The 25,325-nt window shown below is 74.3% G+C and carries 26 protein-coding genes; 13 read left to right on the forward strand and 13 right to left on the reverse strand.

What is annotated here, in order from left to right:
• Nucleotides 1–7: 7 nt before the first annotated feature.
• Nucleotides 8–601: a uridine kinase gene (locus OHV05_RS31575; protein ID WP_405020721.1), complete on the reverse strand. Its 594-nt coding sequence runs from the start codon at nt 599–601 to the stop codon at nt 8–10.
• 222 nt (nt 602–823) lie between these two features.
• On the opposite strand from OHV05_RS31575, the gene OHV05_RS31580 reads away from it, so the two are divergent.
• A complete protein-coding gene (locus tag OHV05_RS31580; RefSeq protein ID WP_405020722.1) occupies nt 824–1,987 on the forward strand; it encodes an acyl-CoA dehydrogenase family protein in 1,164 nt (387 codons plus the stop codon).
• 48 nt (nt 1,988–2,035) lie between these two features.
• Here the strand turns inward: OHV05_RS31580 and OHV05_RS31585 are convergent, their stop codons facing one another.
• Nucleotides 2,036–2,470 (reverse strand): hypothetical protein, encoded by a 435-nt coding sequence (locus OHV05_RS31585; protein WP_405020723.1) that lies wholly within the window; start codon nt 2,468–2,470, stop codon nt 2,036–2,038.
• Between the two features lie 230 nt (nt 2,471–2,700).
• Here OHV05_RS31585 and OHV05_RS31590 point away from each other — a divergent pair, with 230 nt between their 5' ends.
• The 4 genes from OHV05_RS31590 (at nt 2,701) to fxsA (ending at nt 7,170) form a co-directional block, all read left to right on the forward strand.
• Nucleotides 2,701–3,141: an Lrp/AsnC family transcriptional regulator gene (locus tag OHV05_RS31590; RefSeq protein ID WP_403030865.1), complete on the forward strand. Its 441-nt coding sequence runs from the start codon at nt 2,701–2,703 to the stop codon at nt 3,139–3,141.
• A gap of 44 nt (nt 3,142–3,185) precedes the next feature.
• Nucleotides 3,186–4,793 (forward strand): amidohydrolase, encoded by a 1,608-nt coding sequence (locus OHV05_RS31595; protein ID WP_405020724.1) that lies wholly within the window; start codon nt 3,186–3,188, stop codon nt 4,791–4,793.
• 104 nt (nt 4,794–4,897) lie between these two features.
• Entirely contained in the window at nt 4,898–6,511 is a 1,614-nt protein-coding gene (lnt, locus tag OHV05_RS31600; protein WP_405020725.1) for an apolipoprotein N-acyltransferase, read from the forward strand.
• An 86-nt stretch (nt 6,512–6,597) separates the two neighbouring features.
• The gene (fxsA, locus tag OHV05_RS31605; protein WP_405020726.1) at nt 6,598–7,170 is read left to right on the forward strand and encodes an FxsA family membrane protein; all 573 of its coding nucleotides are present in this window, start codon (nt 6,598–6,600) and stop codon (nt 7,168–7,170) included.
• A 117-nt stretch (nt 7,171–7,287) separates the two neighbouring features.
• Here fxsA and OHV05_RS31610 read toward each other — a convergent pair whose 3' ends face one another.
• From OHV05_RS31610 to OHV05_RS31620, 3 genes are all read right to left on the reverse strand, one after another.
• A complete protein-coding gene (locus tag OHV05_RS31610; protein ID WP_345286024.1) occupies nt 7,288–7,662 on the reverse strand; it encodes an RNA polymerase-binding protein RbpA in 375 nt (124 codons plus the stop codon).
• A gap of 241 nt (nt 7,663–7,903) precedes the next feature.
• Entirely contained in the window at nt 7,904–9,490 is a 1,587-nt protein-coding gene (locus tag OHV05_RS31615) for an FtsK/SpoIIIE domain-containing protein (RefSeq protein WP_405020727.1), read from the reverse strand.
• Nucleotides 9,491–9,590: 100 nt separating this feature from the next.
• Nucleotides 9,591–9,785 carry a hypothetical protein gene (locus tag OHV05_RS31620; RefSeq protein WP_057238163.1) on the reverse strand — a complete coding sequence of 65 codons (195 nt, stop codon included), beginning with the start codon at nt 9,783–9,785 and terminating at the stop codon, nt 9,591–9,593.
• A gap of 248 nt (nt 9,786–10,033) precedes the next feature.
• Between OHV05_RS31620 and OHV05_RS31625 the strand changes: the two genes are divergently transcribed.
• The 3 genes from OHV05_RS31625 to OHV05_RS31635 all read left to right on the forward strand — a co-directional run bounded on the left by OHV05_RS31625 (nt 10,034) and on the right by OHV05_RS31635 (nt 11,831).
• Complete coding sequence (locus OHV05_RS31625) at nt 10,034–10,438, forward strand: ankyrin repeat domain-containing protein (RefSeq protein ID WP_405020728.1); 405 nt, start codon at nt 10,034–10,036, stop codon at nt 10,436–10,438.
• Nucleotides 10,439–10,462: 24 nt separating this feature from the next.
• Entirely contained in the window at nt 10,463–10,936 is a 474-nt protein-coding gene (locus OHV05_RS31630; RefSeq protein ID WP_405020729.1) for a GNAT family N-acetyltransferase, read from the forward strand.
• 97 nt (nt 10,937–11,033) lie between these two features.
• On the forward strand, nt 11,034–11,831 hold the full coding sequence (locus tag OHV05_RS31635; protein WP_405020730.1) for a CHAD domain-containing protein: 798 nt from the start codon (nt 11,034–11,036) through the stop codon (nt 11,829–11,831).
• Between the two features lie 4 nt (nt 11,832–11,835).
• Here the strand turns inward: OHV05_RS31635 and OHV05_RS31640 are convergent, their stop codons facing one another.
• A complete protein-coding gene (locus OHV05_RS31640) occupies nt 11,836–12,561 on the reverse strand; it encodes a uracil-DNA glycosylase (protein ID WP_405020731.1) in 726 nt (241 codons plus the stop codon).
• Nucleotides 12,562–12,640: 79 nt separating this feature from the next.
• Here OHV05_RS31640 and OHV05_RS31645 point away from each other — a divergent pair, with 79 nt between their 5' ends.
• Nucleotides 12,641–13,525, forward strand: coding sequence for a slipin family protein (locus tag OHV05_RS31645; protein WP_405020732.1), 885 nt, complete (start codon nt 12,641–12,643; stop codon nt 13,523–13,525).
• A gap of 49 nt (nt 13,526–13,574) precedes the next feature.
• On the forward strand, nt 13,575–13,997 hold the full coding sequence (locus OHV05_RS31650; RefSeq protein ID WP_405020733.1) for a CBS domain-containing protein: 423 nt from the start codon (nt 13,575–13,577) through the stop codon (nt 13,995–13,997).
• Nucleotides 13,998–14,285: 288 nt separating this feature from the next.
• Here the strand turns inward: OHV05_RS31650 and OHV05_RS31655 are convergent, their stop codons facing one another.
• The 4 genes from OHV05_RS31655 to OHV05_RS31670 all read right to left on the reverse strand — a co-directional run bounded on the left by OHV05_RS31655 (nt 14,286) and on the right by OHV05_RS31670 (nt 20,480).
• Complete coding sequence (locus OHV05_RS31655; protein WP_405020734.1) at nt 14,286–14,699, reverse strand: PaaI family thioesterase; 414 nt, start codon at nt 14,697–14,699, stop codon at nt 14,286–14,288.
• Between the two features lie 54 nt (nt 14,700–14,753).
• The gene (locus tag OHV05_RS31660; RefSeq protein WP_405020735.1) at nt 14,754–16,004 is read right to left on the reverse strand and encodes a serine-threonine protein kinase; all 1,251 of its coding nucleotides are present in this window, start codon (nt 16,002–16,004) and stop codon (nt 14,754–14,756) included.
• Between the two features lie 20 nt (nt 16,005–16,024).
• Nucleotides 16,025–17,563, reverse strand: coding sequence for a S8 family serine peptidase (locus OHV05_RS31665; protein ID WP_405020736.1), 1,539 nt, complete (start codon nt 17,561–17,563; stop codon nt 16,025–16,027).
• 64 nt (nt 17,564–17,627) lie between these two features.
• Nucleotides 17,628–20,480, reverse strand: coding sequence for an FAD-binding and (Fe-S)-binding domain-containing protein (locus tag OHV05_RS31670; protein ID WP_405020737.1), 2,853 nt, complete (start codon nt 20,478–20,480; stop codon nt 17,628–17,630).
• Nucleotides 20,481–20,553: 73 nt separating this feature from the next.
• Here OHV05_RS31670 and OHV05_RS31675 point away from each other — a divergent pair, with 73 nt between their 5' ends.
• Entirely contained in the window at nt 20,554–21,159 is a 606-nt protein-coding gene (locus OHV05_RS31675) for a hypothetical protein (RefSeq protein ID WP_405020738.1), read from the forward strand.
• Between the two features lie 7 nt (nt 21,160–21,166).
• Here OHV05_RS31675 and OHV05_RS31680 read toward each other — a convergent pair whose 3' ends face one another.
• Both OHV05_RS31680 and OHV05_RS31685 read right to left on the reverse strand, forming a co-directional pair.
• Entirely contained in the window at nt 21,167–22,159 is a 993-nt protein-coding gene (locus OHV05_RS31680) for a glycosyltransferase family 2 protein (RefSeq protein ID WP_405020739.1), read from the reverse strand.
• Nucleotides 22,160–22,343: 184 nt separating this feature from the next.
• Nucleotides 22,344–23,123 carry a lytic transglycosylase domain-containing protein gene (locus OHV05_RS31685; RefSeq protein WP_405020740.1) on the reverse strand — a complete coding sequence of 260 codons (780 nt, stop codon included), beginning with the start codon at nt 23,121–23,123 and terminating at the stop codon, nt 22,344–22,346.
• 622 nt (nt 23,124–23,745) lie between these two features.
• Here OHV05_RS31685 and OHV05_RS31690 point away from each other — a divergent pair.
• Nucleotides 23,746–23,937 carry a hypothetical protein gene (locus OHV05_RS31690; RefSeq protein ID WP_405020741.1) on the forward strand — a complete coding sequence of 64 codons (192 nt, stop codon included), beginning with the start codon at nt 23,746–23,748 and terminating at the stop codon, nt 23,935–23,937.
• Between the two features lie 44 nt (nt 23,938–23,981).
• Nucleotides 23,982–24,365 carry a VOC family protein gene (locus OHV05_RS31695; protein WP_405020742.1) on the forward strand — a complete coding sequence of 128 codons (384 nt, stop codon included), beginning with the start codon at nt 23,982–23,984 and terminating at the stop codon, nt 24,363–24,365.
• An 18-nt stretch (nt 24,366–24,383) separates the two neighbouring features.
• On the opposite strand, the gene OHV05_RS31700 is transcribed toward OHV05_RS31695, so the two are convergent.
• Entirely contained in the window at nt 24,384–25,280 is an 897-nt protein-coding gene (locus OHV05_RS31700) for an ABC transporter ATP-binding protein (RefSeq protein ID WP_405021590.1), read from the reverse strand.
• Nucleotides 25,281–25,325: the final 45 nt, after the last annotated feature.

Genomic DNA, 25,325 nt, shown 5'->3' on the forward strand with positions numbered 1-25,325 from the left:
GCCCAGGTCAAGGGCGTCGCGCAGGCTCACCGAGGGTGCTTCGGACGATCCGCCCGGTGACTCCGTGCACCCGTAGATCGGCATACGGACGGCTCGGGTCGGCGGCGAAATGCGCCAGCTCGGCGCGGCTCCAGCCGGCCCAGAACTCGGCCAGTTCCGGCCCGTCCCGCCGCTCGCCCCGGGCCCGGGCGGCCGGCTGGTCCAGCTCCAGCCAGATCAACCGGGCCAGCAGCGGCCGGAGTTCGCGACGCCCGGCGCCCACCCCCTCGATCAGCACCACGGGCGCGGCGGGCACCCGTCGGCTGCCCGCGAAACGGCCCGACACCCAGTCGTAGACCTGGTGTTCGGCCGGCTCGCCGCGGCTCAGCGGGTCGAGCAGCTGGCGGCGCAGCCGCCCCGTCCAGCCGAACGGCTCACGGTGCGTGGCCAGGTCGTCCAGGTGCACCACCGGCGCCCCGCCGAGCGCCGTGGCGAGCCGGGTCGCGAAGGTGGTCTTCCCCGAGCCGGCGTGCCCGTCCACCCCGACCAGCCGCACCGGGCCGCAGGACGGCGGCAGTGCGCGCAGCTCGGCGGCCAGCGAAATCAGGTCGGATCGGGTCACCGCCCCACTTTACGGGCGGCCCGGGTCCGACGTGGTGGCAGCGGGGGTCCGGGTGATGTGCCGAACCGGACCGTGACGGCACGCCCCGCATCGGGCATACTCACATCGCCAAGCCCAGTGAACGGGCGTTCACCGCGATCCGGTGCCCGCCCGGGCCGACCCTGCCGTGCCGTACCCGAACCCCCAGGGACCGGCGCCCGACCGAGGAGGCGACGTACCGTCATGACCCCCGCCGCTGCCAAGCCCGTGGACCGCCAGCTTCCCAGCGAGGAGGCCCGGGAGCTGCTCGCCCTCACCAGGGACCTGGTGCGCAACGAGGTGGAGCCGCGCGCCGCCGAGGACGAGGCGGTCGGACGGTTCCCGCGCGAGGTGTTCGGCACCCTCGGCGAGGCCGGGCTGCTGTCGCTGCCGTACGACGAGCGGCACGGCGGCGGTGGGCAGCCGTACGAGGTCTACCTCCAGGTGCTGGAGGAGCTGGCGGCCGGCTGGCTGGCGGTCGGGCTCGGGGTCAGCGTGCACACGCTGTCCTGCCACGCGCTGGCCACCTTCGGCACCGACGCGCAGCGCGAGCGCTGGCTGCCCGGCATGCTGGGCGGCGAGCAGCTCGGCGCGTACTGCCTCTCCGAGCCGCAGTCCGGCTCCGACGCCGCCGCGCTGCGCACCCGGGCCGACCTGGACGGCGAGAGCTACGTGGTGAACGGCACCAAGGCGTGGATCACCCACGGCGGGCACGCCGACTTCTACAGCACGATGGCCCGCACCGGCGTGGACGGGCCGCGCGGGATCAGCTGCCTGCTGGTGCCCGGCGACAGCACCGGCCTGTCGGCCGCGCCGCCGGAGCACAAGATGGGTATGCGCAGCTCGCCCACCGCCCAGATCCACTTCGACGGCGTCCGGGTGGACCGGGACCGGCTGGTCGGCGAGGAGGGGCAGGGCTTCCAGATCGCGCTGTCCGCGCTGGACTCCGGCCGGCTCGGCATCGCCGCCTGCGCGATCGGTGTGGCCCAGGCCGCGCTCGACCTCGCGGTCGAGTACGCGGGCACCCGGCAGCAGTTCGGCCGCCCGATCGCCGAGTTCCAGGGCCTGTCCTTCATGCTGGCCGACATGGCCACCAAGGTGGAGGCCGGGCGCGCGCTCTACCTCGCGGCGGCCCGCCGCCGGGACGCCGGGATGGCGTTCTCCAAGGAGGCCGCGATGGCCAAGCTGTTCTGCACCGACGCCGGGATGGCGGTCACCACCGACGCGGTCCAGGTGCTCGGCGGGTACGGCTACACCCAGGACTACGCCGCCGAGCGGTACATGCGGGAGGCCAAGGTGCTGCAGATCGTCGAGGGCACCAACCAGATCCAGCGCCTGGTGATCGGCCGGCACCTGACCGGTCGCTGACCGCCGCTCCGGCGTCCGCCCGCGGGCGGGCGCCGGAGCCGGTCGGGATCAGTGCCGGACCAGGCCGGCCCGCGAGCGCTGGGCGGGGACCCGCGAGCGGCGCTCCAGCGGGCCCGAGCCCGGGGCGCTCGCGTGCGAGAACGGGCTGGTGCGCCAGTCGAACTCGGCGGGGGAGCTGCCCAGGGCCAGGCTCTCCACGGCGGCGTGCTCGATCGAGTCGCACTCCGTCAGGTCGTCGGTCGGGGCGCCGGTGCCGGGGCAGAGCGCGGGGGAGAACGGGTGCCAGGCGGTCGGCAGCACCGCGTGCTGCGGCAGCTGCTCCTCGTCGCCCAGCAGGGCGATCGGACGGTCGCACTCGGGGCAGTGCACCCGGAAGATGTCCCAGGTCTCCATCTCGCCCGGGTCCACCCCCGGGAAGTCGTCGAGGTCGAAGCGTTCCTCGTCCTCCGCAGCGGTGCGGGAAGGCTGTTCCACAGCAGGCATCTGATCCCCCTCGGATCGGGCCCGGCCGACGTCGGTCCTGGCCAAGAGCACCAATTCCCGCTGACGGGGCCTCATAACCCTGCGTCCGGACGCAGTGTGATGCACGCCATGTGGCGCTCGCCACATTCACGCGGCATGTGCCGGAGCGTGCGCCCCCCCGGACCCGTACCGGGCCCTGCCGACCCCCTGGTGTCGGCGGCAGGGGTTGCGGGGCAGTAGGTTTGCGCACTGTGGAGGATCTCGACCAACGCATCGTTCAGCTGCTCCTCGAGGACGGCCGGATGAGCTACACGGACCTGGGCAAGGCCACCGGCCTGTCCACCTCGGCGGTGCACCAACGCGTGCGCCGCCTCGAACAGCGTGGGGTGATCCGCGGCTACACGGCGATCATCGACCCGGACTCGGTCGATCTGGCGCTCACCGCCTTCATCTCCGTCAAGCCCTTCGACCCCAGCTCCCCGGACGACACCCCGGACCGGCTGGCCGGGCTGTCGGAGATCGAGGCCTGCCACAGCGTCGCGGGCGACGAGAACTACATCCTCAAGGTGCGGGTCGGCGCCCCCGGCGACCTGGAGGACCTGCTGGCCCGGATCCGCAGCGCGGCGGGGGTGTCGACCAGGACCACCGTGGTGCTGTCCACCCCGTACGAGGCGCGGCCGCCCAAGTTGTAGCCCGGGGACGGCGGGGTGGCCGTGCGGGTGCAGACTTGTGCCTCATGAGCGCATCCACCACCCCCCGGACCGTGCTGCTGCGCGGCGGTTCCGTCTACAGCCCCGCCGACCCGTTCGCCACCGCGATGCTGGTCGAGGGCGAACACATCGCCTGGGTCGGCAGCGAGGGCGCCGCCGATCCGTACGCGGCGACCGCCGACGAGGTGGTCGAGCTGGACGGCGCGCTGGTCACCCCGGCGTTCGTGGACGCCCACGTGCACGCCACCTCGGCCGGCCTCGCGCTGACCGGCCTCGACCTGACCGGCTGCCCCTCGCTGGGCGAGGCGCTGGCCGCCGTCGCGGCCTTCGCCGCCGCCGGTCCCGGTGTGCTGATCGGGCACGGCTGGGACGAGACCAGGTGGCCCGAGGGCCGGCCGCCGACGCTCGCCGAGCTGGACGCCGCCGCCGGTGGCGCCGCCCTCTACCTGTCCCGGACCGACGTGCACTCCGCGCTCGCCTCCAGCGCGCTGCGGGAGCTGACGACGGGTCTGGCCGACCGCGCCGGGTACCACCCCGACGGCCCGCTCAGCCGGGACGCCCACCACGCCGTGCGCCGCGCCGCGCTCACCCACCTGACGGCGGATCAGCGCCGGGCCGCCCAGCGGGCCGCGCTGACCCGGGCCGCCGAACTCGGCATCGGCGCCGTGCACGAGTGCGCGGGCCCCGACATCTCCTCGGAGCAGGACTTCACCGAGCTGCTCGCGCTGGCCGCCGAGGGCGCCGGCCCCGAGGTGTTCGGCTACTGGGGCGAGCTCGCCCCCGCCGGGGTGGAGACCGCCCGCCGGCTGGGCGCGCTGGGCGCGGCCGGGGACCTGTTCGCGGACGGCGCGCTCGGCTCGCACACCGCCTGCCTGCACGCCCCGTACACCGACGCCGAGCACACCGGGGCCGCCTACCTGACGGCCCGGCAGGTCGCCGACCACGTCGCCGCCTGCACCGAGGCGGGCCTGCAGGCCGGCTTCCACGCCATCGGGGACGCCGCGCTGGGCACCGTGCTGGAGGGGGTCAGGGCCGCCGCCGACCGGGTCGGCCTGGACCGGGTCCGGGCCCGGCGGCACCGGATCGAGCACGCCGAGGCGCTCGACCCGAAGGCCGTCGCGGCCTTTGCCGAGCTCGGCCTGACCGCCTCGGTGCAGCCCGCCTTCGACGCCGCCTGGGGCGGTCCGGACGGCATGTACGCCCAGCGCCTGGGCGCCGAGCGGGCCGCCGGGCTGAACCCGTTCGCCGGGCTGCTGCGGGCGGGCGTGCCGCTGGCCTTCGGCTCGGACGCCCCGGTCACCCCGCTGGACCCCTGGGGCACCGTCCGGGCCGCCGCCTTCCACCGGACCGCGGACCACCGGATCTCGGTCCGGGCCGCCTTCACCGCCCACACCCGGGGCGGCTGGCGGGCGATCGGCCGGGACCAGGACGGTGTGCTGGTCCCCGGCGCGGTGGCCAGCTTCGCCGTCTGGGCGGCCGCCGACCTGGTGGTCCAGGCCCCCGACTCCCGGGTGGCCGGCTGGTCCACCGACCCCCGCTCCGGCACCCCCGGCCTGCCCGACCTCAGCCCGGGCTCGCCGCTCCCGACCTGCCTGCGCACGGTGGTCCGGGGCCGCACGGTGTACGCCGTCTGACCGCCGACCGGGTCGGCCCGGACCCTGGGCGACCGGGTGTCGAGGATCCGGGGTACCGTCTTCCGATCAGGATGGACCTGCACAGACAGAGAGGTGGTGCGCGGATGGCACTGCCCGTCGAGCAGGAGCACCCCGTGGCCGCACCCGCACCGGAGCCCGCCGCCCCCCGACCGGGGCGGCCCGTCCGGCTGGTCGCCGGCCTGCCCCGGACGGGGCTGGCGGTGCTCTGCGGTCTGCTGCTGGCACTCGCCTTCCCGCCGTACAACGCCTGGCCGCTCTCGCTGGTCGGGGTGGCCGGGCTGTCGCTGCTGACCCGGGGGCGGACGGCGCGGCAGGGGGCCTGGACGGGCTTCGCGTTCGGGCTGCCGTTCTTCCTGCTGCTGCTCTGGTGGCTGCGGGTGATCGGCCTGGACGCGACCATCGGCCTGTCGGTGATCGAGGCGCTGTTCATGGCGGCGCTGGGCGCAGGGCTGGCCGCCACCTCGCGGCTGCCCGGCCGGCCGGTCTGGGCGGCCTGCCTCTGGGTCACCCAGGAGTGGGCCAGGGACCGGCTGCCGCTGGGCGGCTTCCCCTGGGGCCGGCTGGCCTTCGCCAACACCGACACCCCCTTCACCCCGCTGGCCGCCCTCGGCGGCGCGCCGCTGGTCACCTTCGCGGTCGCGCTCTGCGGCACCCTGCTGGCCTGGGCCGCGCTGCGGCTGCGCCGGGGCCCGCACCGCTCGCTGCCGACCGCGGCGCCGGCTCTGGCGGGTGCGGTGGCCGTCCTGCTGGCCGGGTACCTGGTGCCGGTCCCGACGGCCGCCGCCGAGACCGTCAAGGTCGCGGTGATCCAGGGCAACGTGCCCAACCCCGGGATGCACTTCCTCGGCACCCCGATGACCGTGCTGAAGAACCACGCCGCCGCCACCGAACAGCTCGCCGCCGAGGTCGCGGCCGGCCGGGCCGAGCGCCCCGACCTGGTGATCTGGCCGGAGAACTCCTCCGACTTCGACCCGTTCACCAGCGCCGAGGCGTACGGCCGGATCGACGCCGCCGTGAAGGCGATCGGCGTCCCCGTCCTGGTCGGCGCGCTGGTGAACGGCCCGGACGAGCAGCACGTGCTCAACCAGGGCATCGTCTGGGACCCCAGGACCGGCCCCGGCGCCTCGTACACCAAGCAGCACCCGGTGCCGTTCGGCGAGTACGTGCCGTTCCGGGACCAGCTGTCCAAGGTGATCACCCGGCTCCAGCAGGTCGCCCGGGACTTCTTCCCCGGCACCGGCAGCGGTGTGCTCCAGCTCGGGCCGGCCCGGATCGGCGACGTGATCTGCTTCGAGGTGGCCTACGACGAGATCGTCCGGGACACCGTCAACCAGGGTGGCCGGGTGCTGGTCGTGCAGACCAACAACGCCACCTACGCCAAGAGCGGCCAGCCCGACCAGCAGCTGGCGATGTCCCGGCTGCGGGCGGTCGAGCACGGCCGGGCCGCGCTGATCGCCGCCACCAGCGGGATCAGCGCGATCGTGGCGCCGGACGGCAGGGTGACCCACCAGACCGAGGAGCTGACGGCGGCCCAGCTGAGCGCGGTCGTCCCGCTCCGGGACGGCCGGACCCTGGCGGACCGGGTCGGTGCCGCCCCCGAGTGGGTGCTCGCGATGGCCGGGCTGCTGGCCTGCGGCCTGGTGGTGCTGGACGGGTTCCGCCGTCGGAGGGGTGCCGGAACACCGGCCGAGTCCTAGTCGTTGTGCCAGGTGGTGCCCGGTAGCCCGGCCGGAACAGCCGGTCGGGCGGTGGACCGGGCAGCACGATGGAGTGGATTCGTACCGTGAGCCAGCAAGTTCCCCAGGCCCCGTCGGCACCGCGCAGCCGGGTGCGGCGGGTCCTGCCGTTGTTGATCGCCGCCTGGCTGGTGCTGGAGATCTGGCTGCTGACCGTGGTCGCCTCGGCGACCAGCTGGTTCGCGGTCCTGTTGCTGCTGCTCGGCGGGGTGCTGCTGGGCGGCTGGCTGATCAAGCGGGCCGGGCTGAAGGCGATCTCGGCGGCGATCGAGCAGAGCAGGCAGCCGCAGTCCCAGCAGCCGCAGACCGGCACCAGCATGACGGTGCTGGCCGGCATGCTGCTGATGCTGCCCGGCTTCCTGTCGGACGTGCTCGGGCTCTCGCTGCTGTTCCCGCCGACCAGGGCGCTCTGGCGGGCACTGGGCCGCCGGTTCGCCAGTACGGCGCTGCGCTCCACCGCGCCGGTCGGCCACGACCCGCTGGCGGACGCGGTGCGGCTGCAGGAGCAGATCCGGATCCACCGCCCCGACGGCAAGGTGATCCAGGGCGAGGTGGTCGACCCGGCCCCGTCGGCCGGCGACCGGCCGGACACCGACCACCGGCCGCCGATCAGCGGCTGAGACCGACCGGTCGACGGGTACGCCCGACCGGCCGTACCGGAAAAGCCGAGGGGCCCGGGCTTCGGGAGAAGCTCGGGCCCCTTCGGGTTCGGGTCGCCGCTGGCGTGCGGCGCTGGGTCAGGCGCTCTTGCGGGTGTCGCGGGGGTGGACCGCGAGGTTCATCCCGCCGGAGCGGAGTACGGCCAGGCGCTCTGCCAGGACCTCCTCCAACTCCTCCCTCGTCCGACGCTCCATCAGCATGTCCCAATGGGTGCGCGTCGGCTTGGTCTTCTTCTCCTCCGGCTCATCACCGTCCAGCAGCATGGCCTCCTGGCCACAGAACCGGCATTCCCAAGCCGAGGGGATCTCCGCCTCAACGGAGAAAGGAACCTCGAATCGGTGTCCGTTCTGACATGCGTACTCAACGGTCTGGCGGGGAGCCAGATCAATTCCACGGTCGGTCTCGTAGCTAGTGGCCCCGAGTCGCGTGCCGCGGAGAGCTCGCTCGCTCATGAATCGTGCCTCCAGGGCTTATGGCCCACAGGACTAGTGGTCGCTGTCATCGTCGTTCGGTCAACGCTCGGCCGTCGACGAAGATTCCCGTCCGGGGACATGCGTCGCCTGTCGTACCGCCACTGTTTGTACCCATCGTCGCCCGTTTTGTCACATCTGAACGGATTTATCACCCAGCGTGTCATCAAATGTGCGGAGAGCGACCCGGCTACGGGTGGCGCGCCAGCTTACCGCTGTTGGGTCACCACACCGGACGCGGTCGGACCGCAGGGGGCTCTTTCGGCATTTCAGGGGTGCCGACCGGGGTGGCGGACCCGGCCTTGAGGTCGACCGCCGGGGCCTCGGTCCTGGTGTCCCGGTGCGGCAGCAGGGTGATCACCGCCTCCCGGTGGGCGGCCGGTGCCTCGTCGTCCAGCGGGTCCACGGTGACCGGCACCTGGAGCCGGACCGGGGCGCTCGCGCCGATCCGGGCGTAGCCGCGGCCGGGCGGGGTCCGGTTGGCCGGGGTGATGTCGAGCGGGCCGGTCAGCACGGCCTCGGCGCTGCCGGGAGTGGCCGGGCCGAGCATCACCCGGGCCCGGGTGGTGGCCCGGACGGTGGGGGAGATCCGGTCGTAGGCGGCCAGGTCGTCGGCGACCACCACGGTGACCCGGGCGGCCCGGCCGTGCCGGAGCGGGAGCTCCAGCAGCTCCTGCGGGTCGGGGCGGCCCTCGGCGTGGGCCAGCTCGGTGAGCTCGGTGGGGTGGTCGAGCAGCAGCCAGAGCGGACGGGTGACGTCCTCGGGGGCGGCCACGCCATGGTGGCGGGCGGCGTTCAGGGCGGTGAGCCGGCGTTCGGTCTCCTGGGCGGCCCACTCCAGGGCGGCCAGCGCGCCGTGCAGGCTGGTCTCCACGGTGTGCACGCCGGGCCGGTTGACCAGGCAGGCGTGCTCGCCGGTGCCGGCCCCGTCGATCACCATCAGGTCGCCGTGCCGGAGTGCCTGGAGCGCGATCGAGCGGATCAGGGTCGAGGTGCCCGAGCCCGCGCTGCCCAGCGCCAGCAGGTGCGGTTCGGAGGAGCGGGCGCCGGTACGCCAGACCACCGGCGGCTGCTGGACGGTGGCGCCGTTCAGGGTGACCGGGATGGTGCGGCGGCTGCCGTGGTCGTCGGTGAAGCCGAGCACGATCTCGCCGGGGGTGGTGACGAAGGTCTGGGCGGCGATGTCGGTGGCCAGCGGCGGGAGCGCGGTGACCCGCAGCCGGTTGGACTCCTCGTCCCAGTCGAAGCGGTACTCCCTGGACCGGCCCGCCTTGCCCTGGATCACCTGCTCGACCCGGGCCCGGGCGGCGGGCTCGGTGTCGGTGAAGTACGCGGGATAGCCGAGGTCGAGCAGGGCCAGCCGGCCCTGGTCGTCGAACTCCCAGCCGCTGAACGCGTCCTGGTAGCGGCCCTCCGGGCCGTAGAGCGGGCTGAGCTCCTCCGGCGCCGCCAGATAGGGGGTCAGGGCGGCGTAGAGCGCGGTGAGCTTGAGGTCGGCGGCGTCCGGCTCGGGGGCGGCGGGCGACGCCTTGGGGGAGCGGCCGACCCAGGCGGCACTGGCCATCAGGGCGACCAGGGCGAGCAGCGGGCCGTGCGGGAGCAGGAAGACGCCGAGTACCCCGGCGGCGGTCAGGAAGACCGTCGGGCCGCGCTTCTCCTTCGGGGTGGCGGCCCAGCGGGCCTTCAGCCACTCGGAGTGGTGCCGCAGGCCGCGGCCGATCACGGTGAGCGGGGCGAACATGTCGGAGGCGTGGTCGCCTGCGGTCCGGGCCAGGTCGCGGCCGCGGCTGAGATGGCGGGTCAGGGACATTCGGGACTTCTCCCCGGGCAGCTCGGGACGGGTTTTGGGGTGCGTACGGCCCGGGGCGGTTGGGCACCGCACCCGGGCCGGAGGGAAATCCGAGCCGCCGTCAGAACTTCAGGCCGCCGAGCAGGCTGGCCAGGCTCGCGCCGCCCGCCTGGATGCTGGGTGCGATCGAGGACCCCGCGATGTAGAAACCGAGCAGCGCGCACACCAGCGCGTGCGAGATCTTGAGGCCGTCTCGCCGGAAGAACAGGAAGGCGATGGTGCCGAACAGGACGATGCCGGAGATGGAGAGAATCACGCGACTGCTCCTCGATCTGGGGACGGCGGGGACGCATAAAAGGGAAAAAGGCGTAACCGAAAGTGCCCTAATCGTGACAAAAAGTAATAGATGATGGAACGTGGCAAACGGGTGGATCTCGCCGAAGTGCCTGGCTGGGGCGTACACGAGCGGCAAAATTCGCCCGAACGGCCGCTCGGCCCACCCCACCGCGTGTCGTCCGATACCGTGCGGTACGGCACTACCGACCCGATCCGAGAGGGCCCGTCATGGCCGACTCCGCACCCCAGACCCCGGACGCCGAGGTCATCGCACTCGCCGGCAAGCTCTTCGACGCGGCCCGCACGGGCGACGCCGCGCTGCTCACGGCCTACCTGGACGCCGGGGCGCCGGCCGACCTGGCCAACGACCGCGGCGACACCCTGGTGATGCTGGCGGCGTACCACGGCCACGCCGAGACGGTCCGGTCCCTGCTGGCGCACGGCGCCGACCCGGACCGGGTGAACGACCGGGGCCAGACCCCGCTGGCCGGTGCGGTCTTCAAGGGCGAGGCCGAGGTGATCACCGCCCTGCTGGAGGGGAACGCCGACCCGCGGGCCGGTGCGCCGACGGCGATCGAGACCGCCCGGATGTTCGGCAAGGACGACCTGGTGGCCCGGTTCGAACAGCGCTGAGCTGGGCCCTTAGGCTTGGCGACCATGGAGATTCGCACCACCGGTTACGGTCACCCCGACGCGGAGAAGCTCGCGGCCGAGGTTCAGCTTGAGTACGTCCAGCGGTACGGCGGGGCCGATGAGACGGTGATGCACCCCGATCACTTCGAGCCGCCCGCCGGGCTGTTCGTGGTCGGCTACCTGGACGACGTGCCGGTGGCCTGCGGCGGCTGGCGGGTCAAGCAGGCCGGGCCGGAGGACGTCCGGGACGGTGACGCCGAGCTGAAGCGGATGTACGTCTCCGCCAGCGCCCGGGGCCGGGGCCTGGCCCGGGCCGTGCTGCGGCACCTGGAGCAGGCCGCCGCCGAGGCCGGGCTGACCCGGCTGATCCTGGAGACCGGCACCGAGCAGCCGGAGGCGATCGCGCTGTACGGCTCCGAGGGCTACCTGCCGATCACCAAGTTCGGCTTCTACAAGGACTCCCCGGAGAGCCTCTGCTTCGGCAAGCAGCTCGGCTGACCCCCCCGTTCATCGCAGCCGGGCCCGTGATCCGTACGGGCCCGGCTGCGGCGTCCGCGGCCGGGCATAGCCTGGAAGCCGTGTGGAGGTGAACCGGATGCCGAACAGACGCCCACCGACCGGGGAGCTGCTGGCCGCCCGGATCGCCCGGCAGACCGTGGTGCTGGCCGCTCTGGAGCCGCTGGTCCGGGCCGACGGGCCGGACGCGGTGCACCGGATGCGGGTCGCCTGCCGACGGCTGCGGAGCGCGCTCCGGGAGTACGGCGGGCCGGAGACACCGGTGGCGGCCGGGCTGCGACGGCTCGGGCAGGCGCTCGGGGCGGCCAGGGACGCCGAGGTGCTCGGCGCGGCGCTGTCGGCCGAGGCCCGGGAACTGCCCGCCGAGTGCGAACCCGAGCTGGTCGCGGCCGAGCTGGAGCGGTGGGCCGGGCAGCGGGCGGCGGCCGCCCGCCCCGAGGTGCTGGCGGCGCTGGACAGCGCCTGGTACCGGTCACTGCTGGGCGGGCTCGGCGAGCTGGCGACCCGGCCACCGGACGGTAGCGGCCTGCCGCCCTACCGGAAGCTGGCCCGGCGGGCCGAGCGCCGGGTGGCCCGCCGGCTCGCCGCGACCCGGGGTCTCACGGGCGAGGCGCGCGACGTGGCGCTGCACGGGGCGCGGAAGGCCGCCAAGCGGGCCCGCTACCTCGGGGAGACGGCCGACGCGGCGGGGCTGACCCGGCGGATGAAGGCGGTGCAGGAGGAGCTGGGCACGCACCAGGACGCGGTGGTCGCCCGGCAAGCGCTGCGGGAACTGGCCCGGACGGCGCACCCGTTCGCGTACGGGGTGCTGTACGCCCGGCAGCTCGCGGTCGGGTGCGGTCCCGAGCGGGTCGAGCGGCTCCTCCGGCCGGGGTGACCGGTCAGAGGCCGGCCGAGTGGGCGGCCTCGGCGAGCAGGTCGCGGAGCATCGGGGTGGTGAGGCGGCCGGTGTAGGTGTTGCGCGGGCTGACGTGGTAGCAGCCGATCAGTTCGAGCGGGGCGCCGCCGTCGGTGGCGGCCAGGGTGACCCGGGCGCCGTGGCCGAAGGCCGGGCGGGGGCGGGGCAGCTGCCAACCGGCGGCGGCGAGCGCGGGGAGTACGGCCTGCCAGGCGAAACCGCCGAGGGCGACCACGGTCCGGACGGTGGGGCGAAGGAAGGTCAACTCCCGGGCGATCCAAGGGCGGCAGGTGTCCCGCTCCTCGGCGCTGGGCTTGTTCTCGGGCGGCGCGCAGCGCACCGGGTCGGTGATCCGGACGCCGTACAGCTCGAGGCCGTCGCCGTGCACCACCGAGCCGGGCCGGTTGGCCAGCCCGAGCTCGTACAGCGTGGCGTACAGCAGGTCGCCGGACGGGTCGCCGGTGAAGATCCGTCCGGTCCGGTTGGCGCCGTGCGCGGCGGGGGCCAGCCCGACCAGCAGCAGCGCGGCGTCCGGCGGCCCGAAGCCCGGGATCGGGCGGGCCCAGTAGTCCCAGTCCTGGTACGCGCGGCGCTTGACCCGGGCGGCCTCCTCGCGCCAGGCCACCAGGCGCGGGCAGGCCCGGCACCCGGTGACCTCCCGGTCCAGGGTGGCGAGGTCGGGGAGCAGGTGGGCCTGGGCGGGGTGCATGGCGTCGATCCTAGGGACGGCGGCGCCGGAGTAGCGTGGATGGCGGGTCCGTGCGGTCGGCGTTTCCCGAGGTGGCGTGATGATCGTTCTTGGCGCCGTGGTGGCGGTGCTCCTGCTGACGGCCGTACTGGCCGGGGCCGGGGTGCGGGTGGTGCAGCAGTTCCAGCGCGGGGTGGTGTTCCGGTTCGGCCGGGTGCGGGAGGAGATCCGGCAGCCGGGGCTGGCTTTCCTGGTCCCGGTGGCGGACCGGATGAAGCGGGTGAACATCCAGATCGTCACGATGCCGATCCCGGCCCAGGAGGGCATCACCCGGGACAACGTGACGGTCCGGGTCGACGCGGTGGTCTACTTCAAGGTGGTCGACCCGGTCCGGGCCTCGGTGGCCGTGCAGGACTACGAGTTCGCCATCTCCCAGGTCGCGCAGACCTCGCTGCGGTCGATCATCGGCAAGAGCGAGCTGGACGACCTGCTGGCCAACCGCGAACCGATCAACCAGGGGCTCGAACTGATGCTGGACAGCCCGGCGCTGGGCTGGGGCATCCAGATCGACCGGGTGGAGATCAAGGACGTCGCGCTGCCGGAGTCGATGAAGCGCTCGATGTCCCGGCAGGCCGAGGCGGAGCGGGAGCGGCGGGCCCGGATCATCACCGCGGACGGCGAGTTCCAGGCCTCCACCCGGCTGGCCGAGGCGGCCACCATCATGAGCCGGGCGCCGGCCGCGCTCCAACTGCGGCTGCTGCAGACCGTGGTGGAGGTGGCGGCGGAGAAGAACTCCACCCTGGTGCTGCCGTTCCCGGTCGAACTGCTGCGCTTCCTGGACAGCGCCACCCGCCGGGTGGAGGCCGCCGGGGCACCGGAGCCGAAGGCTGCGCGGGGCGTCGAGCAGCTCGAACTCCCCGACCTGGACGAGGTGCTGGCCCATCCGCTGCTGGGTGGCGGTGGTGGTGGCGGCGGTGCAGGGTGAAGGGTGAGGGTGCAGGGGAACCGAGGGACCGACGGCAGGAGGCGGGACGATGACCACTGCGGGTGACATCATGCACACCGGGGCCGAGTGCGTCGGGGAGCGGCAGACGCTGGCCGACGCGGCCCGGATCATGAAGGAACGGGACGTCGGCGCGCTGCCGATCTGCGGGGAGAACCAGAAGTTGCTGGGGATCCTGACCGACCGCGACATCGTGCTCAAGTGCGTGGCGGAGGGCCGGGACCCGGGCACCGTCACGGCGGGCGAACTCGCCCAGGGCAGGCCGATGGTGGTGGAAGCGGACGAGGACGTCGAGCAGGTGCTGCGGGTGATGGAGCAGCATCTGGTGCGGCGGCTGCCGGTGATCAACCACCCGGGCCACGAGCTGGTCGGGATGATCAGCGAGGCGGACATCGCGCGGGGGATGCCGCAGGAGCGGGTGGCCGAGTTCGTGACGACGATCTGCGCGGAGTAGGCCCCTTTTGGCAGGTGGCTCAGCACAGCAGGGGCTCGGGGAACTGCGACGCCGGCCTCTTGCAAGGTGATCGTCGCGTGGGTGGTCAGGCACTTTCGCAGTGACCCGAACGCCAGATCTCCTCGCAGTTCCCCGAGCCCCTGGGTAGTTGACGGCTGAGCGCCTGCCTACGGCGCAGCCCCGAGCCCCTGGGTAGTTGACGGCTGAGCGCCTGCCTACGGCGCAGCCCCGAGCCCCTCGGTAGTTGACGGCTGAGCACCTGCCGAGAGTGAAGCCCCCGAGCGCCTGTCAGCCCGGGAAGGCGTAGAGGGTGGTGGCGTGGGCGGCCGGGGATTCGGTGCCGTCGGCGGTGAGGGTGATGTCGAGGAAGGCGAGGCGGCGGCCGAGTTTGGTGAGGCGGGCGTCGATCAGGACGTCGGTGCCGAGGACCGGGCGTTGGAAGGTGATGGACTGCTGGACGGTGGTCATCGGGCCGTAGGCGCCGAGGGCGGCGGAGACGGCGATGACGCCGGCGGTGTCGGCGGCGGCGGTGAGGGCCTGACCGGAGAGTGCGCCGCCCTCGCGGGCGAGCTGGTCGGACCAGGGGAGCCGGAGGACCGCGTGGCGGTCGCCGGTCTCGGTGACGGAGAGGCCGAGGGCCTGGACCCAGGGGGCGAAGTTGTCGGCCAGGATCTGGTCCGCCTCGGCGGGGGTGAGAGTCACCGGGTCATTGTGGCGCCCGAGTTGGGCCGGGCGCCAGCAGGCGGGGCCGGCGGGTCAGGCGGCGGTGGTGGCGCCGGCCAGGGCGGACCAGACCACCTCGGGGTGGCGGATGTCGCTGTGGGCACCGGAGAACGGGGACTGGTCCTCGGCGATGATCTCGTCCCCGCGCAGCCGGTAGAAGTGCCCCGCCCGGAGGGGGTACGGCGTCCCCGCGGGCCGGAGGTCGAGCTGTTCGGTGCCGTCCTGCTGGAAGCCGTCGTGGCCCATGCCGCCCCAGCGGTAGGTGAGGTCGGAGGCGGCCTGGTCGTCCTCGTTGCTGAGCAGCGAGGCGGCCGGGTACCACCAGCCGACCGCGCGGTCGCCGAGCGAGAAGGTGGACTGGAGCGGGCCGGCCACCCGGTCGGAGAACGGGGCCAGGAATCCGTTGCGGCTGCGGTCGACCGGGATCGGGGCGGCGAAGCCGAAGTGCGAGAAGGCGCCCTGGATCAGCAGCAGCGAGGCGACCGGGCTGCCGACGCCGTCGGGCAAGCCGGGGAGGGCGAAGGAGACCAGCCGGGCGCCGAAGCTGTGGCCCAGCAGGTGCACCCGCAGGCCGTTGCCGGCGACCCGGCCGAGCAGCGGGCCGAGGCCGGTGCGGCCGATCACGCCGGCCCGGTTCTTCATCTCGTAGTAGCTGGCGGTGCGCAGCGCCTCCCGGGCGCCGTGCCAGAGCACCTTGAACGGGTTGGGGAAGCCCTGGGCGTCGCCCTGTTCGCTGGCCAGCCCGGCCAGCGCGCTGAACACCTCGCCGGTGGGCTTGGTCAGTACGGCCTCCTGGCCCCTGTCCTCGTCGGCCAGGGCGGGCGAGGTGACCAGCCCGGCCACCAGGCGGTGGGCGTTCGCCAACTGGGTCGGATCCTGCGGCTGTTGCTCCAGCAGGGCGGTGAGCTCGATGAGCTTGGCCCGCTCCGGTGCGGCGAAGGCCGGGGCGAGCGCGGCGGCGAGTTCGGCGGGGGTGGACGGGGTGGAGGGCGTGTCGGGGGCGTCCTCGGGGAACAGCAGCGAGGGCCAGAAGAGGCCGACCACCCCGGCCTGCCCCTGCCGGTCGGGCGCGAACTTGCCGATCTGGTGCGAGAGTTCGTCGAAGGTGTAGGCGTAGAGATTGCGGGCGCCGGCCTCCGAGTTGTTCCAGCCGTGCGAGAAGACGAACAGCTCGCGCACCCCGGTGCCGGGCAGTCCGGCCACCAGGCCGTCGTCGTCCAGCAGCTGTCCGTCCTGGTCGAAGCGGACCTCCCAGTACGGGAGCCCCGCGATCGGATCCGCCATGGTCAACTCACTCCTCGGTACTAGACGTTGGACATCACACGCATCAGGTCGAGCAGCCCGTGGCCCTCCAGGTAGCGGTCCCGGCCGAGTGAGGTGGCGTTGGCGCAGAACAGCTCCTTGACCTCGCGCGGGCGCCCGATGAACTCCTCCCGGACCGAGAGGAAGGCGGCGATCGCGCCGGAGACGTGCGGGGCGGCCATCGAGGTGCCGCTCTGCTCCACGTAGGTCGGCAGGCTCGCGGGATCGGCCCCGGCCGGGAACAGGGTGGCGAGTTGGGCCCGCAGCTCGCCGGTGGCGCAGGAGGTGATCCGTTCGCCGGGGGCCAGCAGGTCGGGCTTGAGCCGGCCGTCCAGGGTGGGGCCCTTGGAGGAGCTGTAGGTGACGCCGTACTCGTGCGGGCGGTCGCGGTGGGTGGAGCCGACGGTGATCGCGCCGTCGGCGTTGCCGGGGTCGGTGATGCTGGCCAGGACCGCGCGGTTGTCGCCGCCGCCCTCGCCCGGCAGCCGGCCGGCGAAGCCGCCGTTGCCCGCGCTGACCACGACCACCACGCCGCTGGCGGCCAGCAGGTTGACCTCGCGGCAGAGCGGGCTCTGGCCGCAGGCGTACTCCCGGGCGTCCCAGGCGCAGCCGAGGCTGAGGTTGACGCCGTGGATCAGCAGCAGCCGGCCGCCGGTGTTGACCTTCTCCCGGACGTAGTAGAGCGCCTCGATCACCGCGCTGGAGGAGGTGACCAGGCCGGGGGCGCGTTCGGCCAGCACCTTCAGGCTGACCAGACCGGTCTGCGGGGCGATGCCGGTCAGGGCGCGGCCCTCGCCGAGGGTGCGGGTGTGCCACTCGGGCAGTTCGCCGCCGGTCAGCCGGAGCTGGCCGATCAACGGTGGTACCTGCGTGGGCAGTCCGCCCGCGATGATGCCCGCGACATGGGTGCCGTGGCCGGCCGGGTCGGTCAGCGGGGACCTCGGCGGGGCGGGCTCCGGGCCGCCGGCCACCAGCCCGGTGAAGTCCCGGTGCAGGTGCTTGGTCGGGCCGGTCAGGTTGCCGCCCGCGAAGTGCGGGTGCCGCCGGTCGATGCCGCTGTCCAGCACCGCCCAGACGATGCCCCGGCCGCTGGCGGCGTACGCGCGGGACACCGCGTCGGCCTTGATGGTGGCGGCGGAGCGGTCGATGTGGGCGTCCAGGGTGTAGTCCGGCCAGACCCGGAAGACGGTCGGCCGGCCCGCCCGGTCGCGTTCCAGCAGGTGCCGGATCTCGGCCGGGCTGAGCAGGCAGCGGAGGTAGCTCGCGGCCACCGGGCGTGGCTTGGGCAGCTGGGGGAAGACGGTCCGGAAGAGGTTCAGGAAGGCGGTCCTGGTCGATCCGGTCTCCGCGTCCCGGGTCAGGTCGAGCTCGACCAGGACCGGGCTGCGGTTCTCGGCCAGCACCGGGACCACCGCGCTGCGCCGCTCCGGTGGCAGGTCGGCCCGGAGGGTCGGGGAGACCGCGTCCCGGGCGAGGCCGGCCCGGTCGGGGTCCGGTCCGGCCGCGCCGTCGGCGGCCGGTCCGCCGGGTCTGCCGGTCATCGCGGGGCCTCCTGTCAGCGCCGTACGCCCCCGTAACCCACGATCCGCCTGCCCGCCGGGCCTGTCATCCGCGCTGCTCGCGCAGGGCGTCCCGGAGCAGTTGGGCCAGGTGGACGGCCCGGCGGCCGTCGCCGAGCTGGCCGATCTGGGTGCGGCAGCTGAAGCCGTCGGCGAGCAGCACGGTGTCCTCGTCAGCGGCCCGGACGGCGGGGAGCAGGACGCGTTCGGCCAGTGCGACCGAGACCTCGTAGTGGCCGCGTTCGAAGCCGAAGTTCCCGGCCAGGCCGCAGCAGCCGGAGTCGAGTACCCGGTTGTCCAGGCCGGTCCGCCGGTCCAGACGGCGGTCGGCGGCGGTGCCGAGGACGGCGTGCTGGTGGCAGTGGGTCTGGGTGATCGCCCGGACGCCGTCCAGCCGGGGGAGTTCGACGCCCTCGCGGTCGAGGAACTCGGCCAGCGTGTGCACCCGGCCGGGGACGTCGCCGGCCGCCGGGCCGAGCAGCCGGGGGAGCTCCTCGCGCAGGGTGGCGGTGCAGCTCGGGTCCAGGCCGAGCACCGGCAGACCGGCCGGCAGGGCGGCCAGGCTGCGCCGCAACACCAGCCGGGCGACGCCGAGTTGGCCGGTGGAGTGCCAGGTAAGCCCGCAGCAGACCGGGCCCTCGGGCAGCCGGACGGTGTAGCCGAGCTGCTCCAGCAGCTCGACGGCGGCGCGGGCCGGGGCCGGGTCCAGGTGGTTGGTGAAGGTGTCCGGCCAGAGCAGCACCTCCCGGCCGCCGGGGGCGGCGGTCCGGCGGCGGAACCAGCGTTCGAAGGTCTCGGAGGCCGGCGGCGGCAGCTCGCGGCGGGGGTCGATCCCGCCGATCCGCTTGAGCAGGGCGGCGGCCGGGGAGCGGAACAGCCGGTTGAGCAGGCGGCGGGGGACGGGCAGCCGCAGGGTGAGCGGCAGCCAGCCCATCGAGTAGTGCCCGGCCGGGCGGAGCCGCCGCCGGTAGTGCTGGTGCAGGAACTCGCTGCGGTACGTCGCCATGTCGACCTGGGTCGGGCAGTCGCTCGCGCAGCCCTTGCAGCCCAGGCAGAGGTCGAGCGCCTCGCGCACCTCGGCCGAGCGCCAGCCGTCGGTGACCAGCTCGCCGCGGAGCATCTCGCCCAGCAGCCGGGCCCGGCCCCGGGTGGAGTGCCGCTCCTCCCCGGTGACCTGGTAGCTCGGGCACATCACCCCGCCGCCGTCGGTGGCGACGCACCGGCCTACCCCCACGCAGCGGTGCACGGCGGTGAGCAGGCTGCCGCCGTCGCGTTCGTACGGCAGGGCGAGCGGCAGCAGGTCCCGGCCGGGGAAGCGCAGGTCGGCGTCGAGCGGGCGGGGGTCGACCACGGTGCCGGGGTTGAGCAGGCCGGCCGGGTCCCAGATCCGCTTGAACCGGCCGAACAGGTCGATGATCTCCGGCGGGTACATCCGGGTCAGCAGCTCGCCCCTGGCCTGGCCGTCGCCGTGCTCGCCGGAGAGCGAGCCGCCGTGTGCCACCACCAGGTCGGCCGCCTGTTCCATGAACTCCCGGAACTCCGGCAGGCGCTGAGGATCGGTCAGCGGGAAGTCCAGCCGCAGGTGGATGCAGCCCTCGCCGAAGTGCCCGTACGGGATGCCGCGCAGCCGGTGTCGGCCGAGCAGGGCGCGCAGCGCGCGCAGGTAGTCGCCGAGGCGCTCGACCGGGACGGCGGAGTCCTCCCAGCCCGGCCACGCCTCGCCGCCGTCGGGCAGCCGGGTGACGATACCCGCCCCGGCCTCGCGGACGGCCCAGAGCCGGCGCTGCTCGCCGGGGTCGGTCACCACGGTGACGGTGGCCCGGGGCTCGCGGCGGACGGCGTCGGCCAGTTCGCGGGCGGCGGCCAGCGCGGCGGCGGGGGTGGCGCCGCCGGTCTCCAGGAAGAGCCAGCAGGCGCCGTCCGGCAGCCGGTCGAGGGCGGGCGGCCGCCGGCCGGCCGCGAGCAGCGCGGCGATCAGGTCGGCGGCCATCCCCTCGGCGGTGAGCGGGCGCAGCGGGAGCAGGGCGGGCACGGCGTCGGCGGCGGCCGTCTCGTCGGGGTAGCCCGCGACCACCAGGGCGGTCGCGGGTGGTGCCTCGACCAGCTCGACGGTGGCGCCGAGCAGGACCGCACAGGTGCCCTCGGTGCCGGTGACCGCCCGGGCCAGGTCGTAGCCGCGCTCGGGCAGCAGCGCGTCCAGGTCGTAGCCGGAGGCGCGGCGGGGCAGCGCGGGCATGCCCTGGCGGAGGGCGGGGAGGTGAGCGGCCGTCAGGTCCTGGAGGGCGCGGTGCAGCTCGCCCTCGCGGCCGGGTCGGTCCCGCAGCGCGGCCCGTTCGGCGGCCGAGCGGGGGCCGGTGACGGTCAGTTCGGTGCCGTCGGCGAGCAGCAGGTCGAGCGCGCGCAGGTTGTCGGCGGTGCGGCCCCAGGCGATCGAGTGCGAGCCGCAGGAGTCGTTGCCGATCATGCCGCCGAGCGTGCACCGGCCGTGGGTGGACGGGTCGGGCCCGAAGCGCAGCCCGTACGGGGCGGCGGCGGCCTGCAGCCGGTCGAGCACGGCGCCGGGCTCGACCCGGGCGGTGCGGGCGTCCGGGTCCACCGCGAGCACCTTGCCGAGGTGCCGGCGGAAGTCCAGCACCACGGCGCCGGGGCCGATCGCCTGGCCGCCGATGCTGGTGCCCGCGCCGCGTGGCACCAGCGGGACGCCGTACTCGCGGCAGAGCCGGACGGCGGCGCGGACGTCGTCGGTGTCGGCGGGCTTGACCACACCGAGCGGCGGGTGCCGGTAGTTGGAGGCGTCGTAGCCGTACACGGCGCGCTCGGCGGTGTCGAAGCGGACCTCGCCGCAGAGTTCGCGGCGGAGTTCCTCGTGCAGTGCGGGGGCCGGATCGCTGCTGGGCATGGGAGAGATGATCGCAGTGCGGCGGGCACCCCGGTGGGAGGTGACACCATGTCATATGGCACCCTCTGGGGGCATGAACGATGATCACGTCGAGCCGAGCCCGTACGTCGCCGGACTGCCGTTCGGCCGGGAGCTGCCGCTGCCGGAGTGCGTGGGGTGGCAGACCTTCCCGTTCGCGGGGGAGATGACGGTCCGCCCGCTGGAGCGGCCGGTGCTGCCCGAGCCGCCCCGGCACGGCGAGGACGGTCCGGAGAGCTGTGACATCTGCCGCCGAGCCGACGAGACCTACCTGTGGACCGACGAGTACTGGCGGCTGAGCGCGCTGGAGGAGCCCAGCGGACTGCCCGGCACGGTGCTGCTCTGGTCGCGCGAGCACCACGACCTGGCGGACCTGCCGGCCGAGCGGGCCGCCGAGATCGGCCCGATGCTCCAGCGGGCGGAGCGCGCGGTGTCCGCGCTGGGCGGGATAGCCCGGGTGCACATCAGCCGCTGGGGTGACGGCGCCGCGCACCTGCACTGGTGGCTGTTCGGCCGACCGGAGGGCATGCTCCAGCTGCGCGGCAGCGACATGCCACTGTGGGGCGACGCGCTGCCGGCGCTGTCGGCTGCCGACTGGCAGGCGAGCAACAAGCTGATCGCCGCCGCGATGGCCGAGGGCGGCGGCACCGCGCACGTCTGACGGGACGTCAGCGCCGCCCGGCCACGGCGGTGCGGGCGATCTGCCCCAGCTTGGCCACCTCGAAGGCCGGGTACGCCCCGCTCGCCAGCAGCGAGAACTTCACGCTCTCCCGGCCGTCTGGGCGCCGGTACCCCTCGGGCAGGAAGGCGCGGTAGTACTCGGTGGCGCGGTGGAAGAACTGGGGGCGCTCGGCCCGTGGCACGCACCCGGCCAGCTCCAGGACGAACAGCAGGTGCCGCACCATCCGGGTGAACAGGTACGGCCGCACCGGCGCCAGCTCCCGCCGGTCGTCCAGCAGCTCGAAGCTGCTCCGGTACTGCTCGAACAGGTCGAAGTGGCTGCTGCCGGGCGAGCCGGCCGGGTGCAGGGTGTGCCGGCGGCGGATCCGGACGCAGTCGCGGTCCAGCACCGCGATACGCTCGGCCGCCAGCATCGCCCGGTGCACCACCGGGACCTCCTCGTACCGGCCGTCCGGGAACTCCGGCGCCCCCGCGCGGCGCAGCAGCCGGTCCCAGACCAGCGGCGGCGCGCCGAGCAGTTCGGGGTGGTCGAGCGGACCGAACACCCCGCTGCCGACCCCCGCCAGCAGCTGCGCCGAGCCGCCGGGCCAGACCTTGCCGCCGTGCTCCCGGCTGTGGCCGAACAGCAGCACGTCCACCGGCCCGGTCCCGGCCAGCCGGTCCGCCATCGCGGTCAGCGCCCCGGGGTCGAGCAGGTGGTCGCTGTCCAGGAACAGCAGGTACTCGCCGGTGGCGTGCGCGGCCCCCGCGTTCCGGCTGCGGCCGATGCCGACGGCGGCGTTCAGCCGGAGCATCCGCACCCGGGGGTCGCGCAGCTCGTACGCCGCCGCGACCCGCTCGGGGGACTCCGGGGAGCGATCCACCACCAGGATCACCTCGAGCCCGGGGAGGGACTGCGCGAGCAGCGAGTCCAGACAGTCCGTCAGCTGCTGGTGCCGGTCGTGGACGGGGAGGACGACGGAGATCAGCGGGTTGTGCATGGCGGGGAGGCTAGGGGCGTGCACACGGTCAGGCAAAGGGGCGAAAGCGGGCGAAACAGCTGATCAGCGGACGGAACCGGAGCATCGTGCCCGATACCTTCACCGCACGCCCACCACCTGCGTGAACGCGCCGAAGGGCGGCCACACCCGGTGGGGTGCGGCCGCCCTTCGGCGTGGTCCGGTTCTAGTACCAGTTGTGGGACTGCCAGAAGCTCCAGGCGGCGCACGGGCTGCCGTAGCGCTCGTTCATGTAGCTCAGGCCCCACTTGATCTGGGTGGCGGGGTTGGTCCGCCAGTCGGCGCCGGCCGAGGCCATCTTGGAGCCCGGCAGGGCCTGGACCAGGCCGTACGCGCCGGAGGAGGCGTTGGTCGCGGTGACGTTCCAGGTGCTCTCGTGCTCGACGATGTTGCTGAAGCACTGGAGCTGGCCGGCCGGGACGATCTGGGCGGCGATCTCCTTCGGCGAGCCGGTCGGCGCGGCCAGCGCCTGACGCTGCTGGCTGCGCGAGGCGGCCTCGGCGTCGGCCTTCGCCTTGGCGTCCGCCTTGGCCTTCGCGTCGGCGGCGGCCTTGGCCTTGGTGGCGGCGTCCGCCTCGGCCTTGGTGGCGGCGTCCGCCTCGGCCTTCGCCTTGGTGTCGGCGGCGGCCTGGGCGTCGGCGGCCGTCTTGGCGTCCGCGTCGGCCTGCGCCTTGGCGGCGGCAGCGTCGGCGGCGGCCTTGGCGTCGGCGTCCGCCTGGGCCTTGGCGGCGTCGGCGAGCGCCTGGGCCTGCGCCTCGCCGGACTGCTGGGCCTCGGCGGCGGCGCTGGCGGCGGCCGAGACGGCGACCGACTGCGGGGCGGCGGCCTGGGCGGTGGGGGTGTCCTGCGGCAGCGCCAGGGCGAGGGCGGCGGAGCCCGCCACGGCCAGGGTGGCGACACCGGTGATGATCGCGTTACGGCGGTTCTTCAGCTGCTGGAACTGCATGGAGGGAACAACCTCTTCCGTCGGGCGGGGCCGGAACGAGGCGCACGGGTACCGCGAAGCGTGTTCGAGGTGAACAGGCCCGGGTGCCGTGGACTCGGACGGCCGGGACGCCCCGTGGTTGAGACGGGGCTGGCGGGGGAGGGCGGGCCGGCTCTGCAGGACCGGTTGCTGCCTTACGACCTGGACATTCTTGGCAGACCGCTCCGGCGGAGGCAACGACCCCTGGTACGACTGCCGGTAGTAGACACGGCAGTGCGCCCGGCCTCGGCCGGACGCTTCGGGCACCTTTACCCCACTGATACCCCGGGCAAACCCCTCGTCGGCGATCCCCGGCCTGACCAGGGGAGTTCCGCCCCGTCCAGGCGTCCGGGCGGCCGGTCGGACCGGGGTGAGCGCCTTTACCCCGCGTTTATCAACTATCGGCGGCAGTAGGTCGCGCCATCCCTGTGGGCGGGCTCACAGGAACCGGCCGGCGAGGTCGGCGGAGCGCGACCGGGCGGTCACCGGAAACCCCCGGTCGGCGCGGGCTGCGCCGACGACGCGCGGTCGGCGGAGCTTGGCGCCCGCCCGCGCTGCTGGGAGGATCGGCCGACCCGGTACGAACGAGACAGGGGTGGGGACGATGGGTTTTCTGGTGGTGGGCGCACTGGTGCTGGCCGTCGGCGGGTGCGTCTGCGTGGTGTGGGCCGACCGTGGCGGGCCCCGCTGGGTGCGGCTGGTGGCGCGGGCGACGGTCGGGGCCGGGGAGCTGGTACGCCGGGCCGGGCGTAGCCGACGGCGCGGCGTGAGCCAGGGGGACAGCAGCGGCGACTGAGCCGGTGGTGGCGGACGGGGCGGAAGTCGGGAAGGGTGGCGGGCATGGTTTCAGTGGTGCAGAACGTGGCGATCGACTGTGCGGACGCCTATCAGCTGGCCTGGTTCTGGAGCACGGTGACCGGCCGTCCGCTCGACCCGGACTGCCGGCCGGGTGACCGGGAGACACAGGTGCTGCTGGCGGAGGGACCGGTGCTCTACTTCAACCAGGTGCCCGAGGCCAAGCAGGGCAAGAACCGGATCCACCTGTGCCTGCGCCCCGAGACCTCGCGCGACCAGGAGGTGGAGCGGCTGCTCGGGCTCGGGGCCGGCCTCGTCGCCGACCACCGCCGACCCGACGGCTCCGGCTGGGCGGTGCTGGCCGATCCCGAGGGCAACGAGTTCTGCGTGCTGCGCAGCGCGTCGGACCGGGCCGCGGCGGACTCCTGACGCTCGGGCCGGTCGGTCTCAGCCGTCGTCCTGGCCGTCCGGCCGGTCGTGGTCGGGCCAGACCGTGATGTGGTCGTGCTCCAGCACCAGCCGGACCCGGTGCGCCAGGCCCAGCGACCGGGTGAACTCGCTCGGCAGCTGGAGCCGGCCGACCCGGTCCAGCACGGTGTACTCCTGGGCGGTGAGCCCGCCGTCGGTACTGCTCAGGGCCTGCTGCCGGAGTACCTCGGTGGAGGTGCGCCCGTCCCGGATCCGGACCGTGCGGCGGACCTGGTCGGCCACCAGCGGGTCGTGGGTGACGATCAGCACGGTGGTGCCCAGCTCGGTGTTGGCGGCGCGCAGGGCGGCGAAGATCTCCTCGGAGGTGGCGGTGTCCAGCTCGCCGGTGGGCTCGTCGGCGAGCAGCAGGCGTGGCCGGTTGGCCAGCGCGACGGCGATCGCCACCCGTTGCTGCTCGCCGCCGGAGAGCGCGCCGGGGGTGCGGTCGGCGGCCCCGGCGATGCCCATCAGGTCGAGCAGTTCCAGTGCCCGGGCGGTGCGCGCGCGGCGCGGCACCCCGGTGTAGCCCATCGGCAGCTGCACGTTCTCACGGGCCGTCAGGTACGGCAGCAGGTTGCTCGCGGTCTGCTGCTGGATCACCCCGACGGTTCGGCGCCGGTAGGCGGTCCGCTCACGCTGCCTGAGCCTGCCCAGGTCGGTGCCGGCCACCTCGACGGTGCCGGCGCTCGGGGTGTCCTGACCGGCCAGGATGCCGAGCAGGGTGGACTTGCCGGAGCCCGAGGCGCCGACCAGGGCCAGCAGCTCGCCCTCCTGCACGGTCAGGTCGAGCCCCTGCAGGGCCTGCACCTCCCCGCTGCCCCGGCGGGCGTTCGCGCTGGTGCGGTAGATCCGCACCAGGCTCTCGCACCGCACCATGGGCCGGTCGGCACGGGTCGTGCTCCCCGCCCCGGTCACGGGCCG

Origin of the sequence: Kitasatospora sp. NBC_00070, assembly GCF_045041205.1 — a bacterium.
Taxonomy (GTDB): Bacteria; Actinomycetota; Actinomycetes; order Streptomycetales; family Streptomycetaceae; genus Kitasatospora.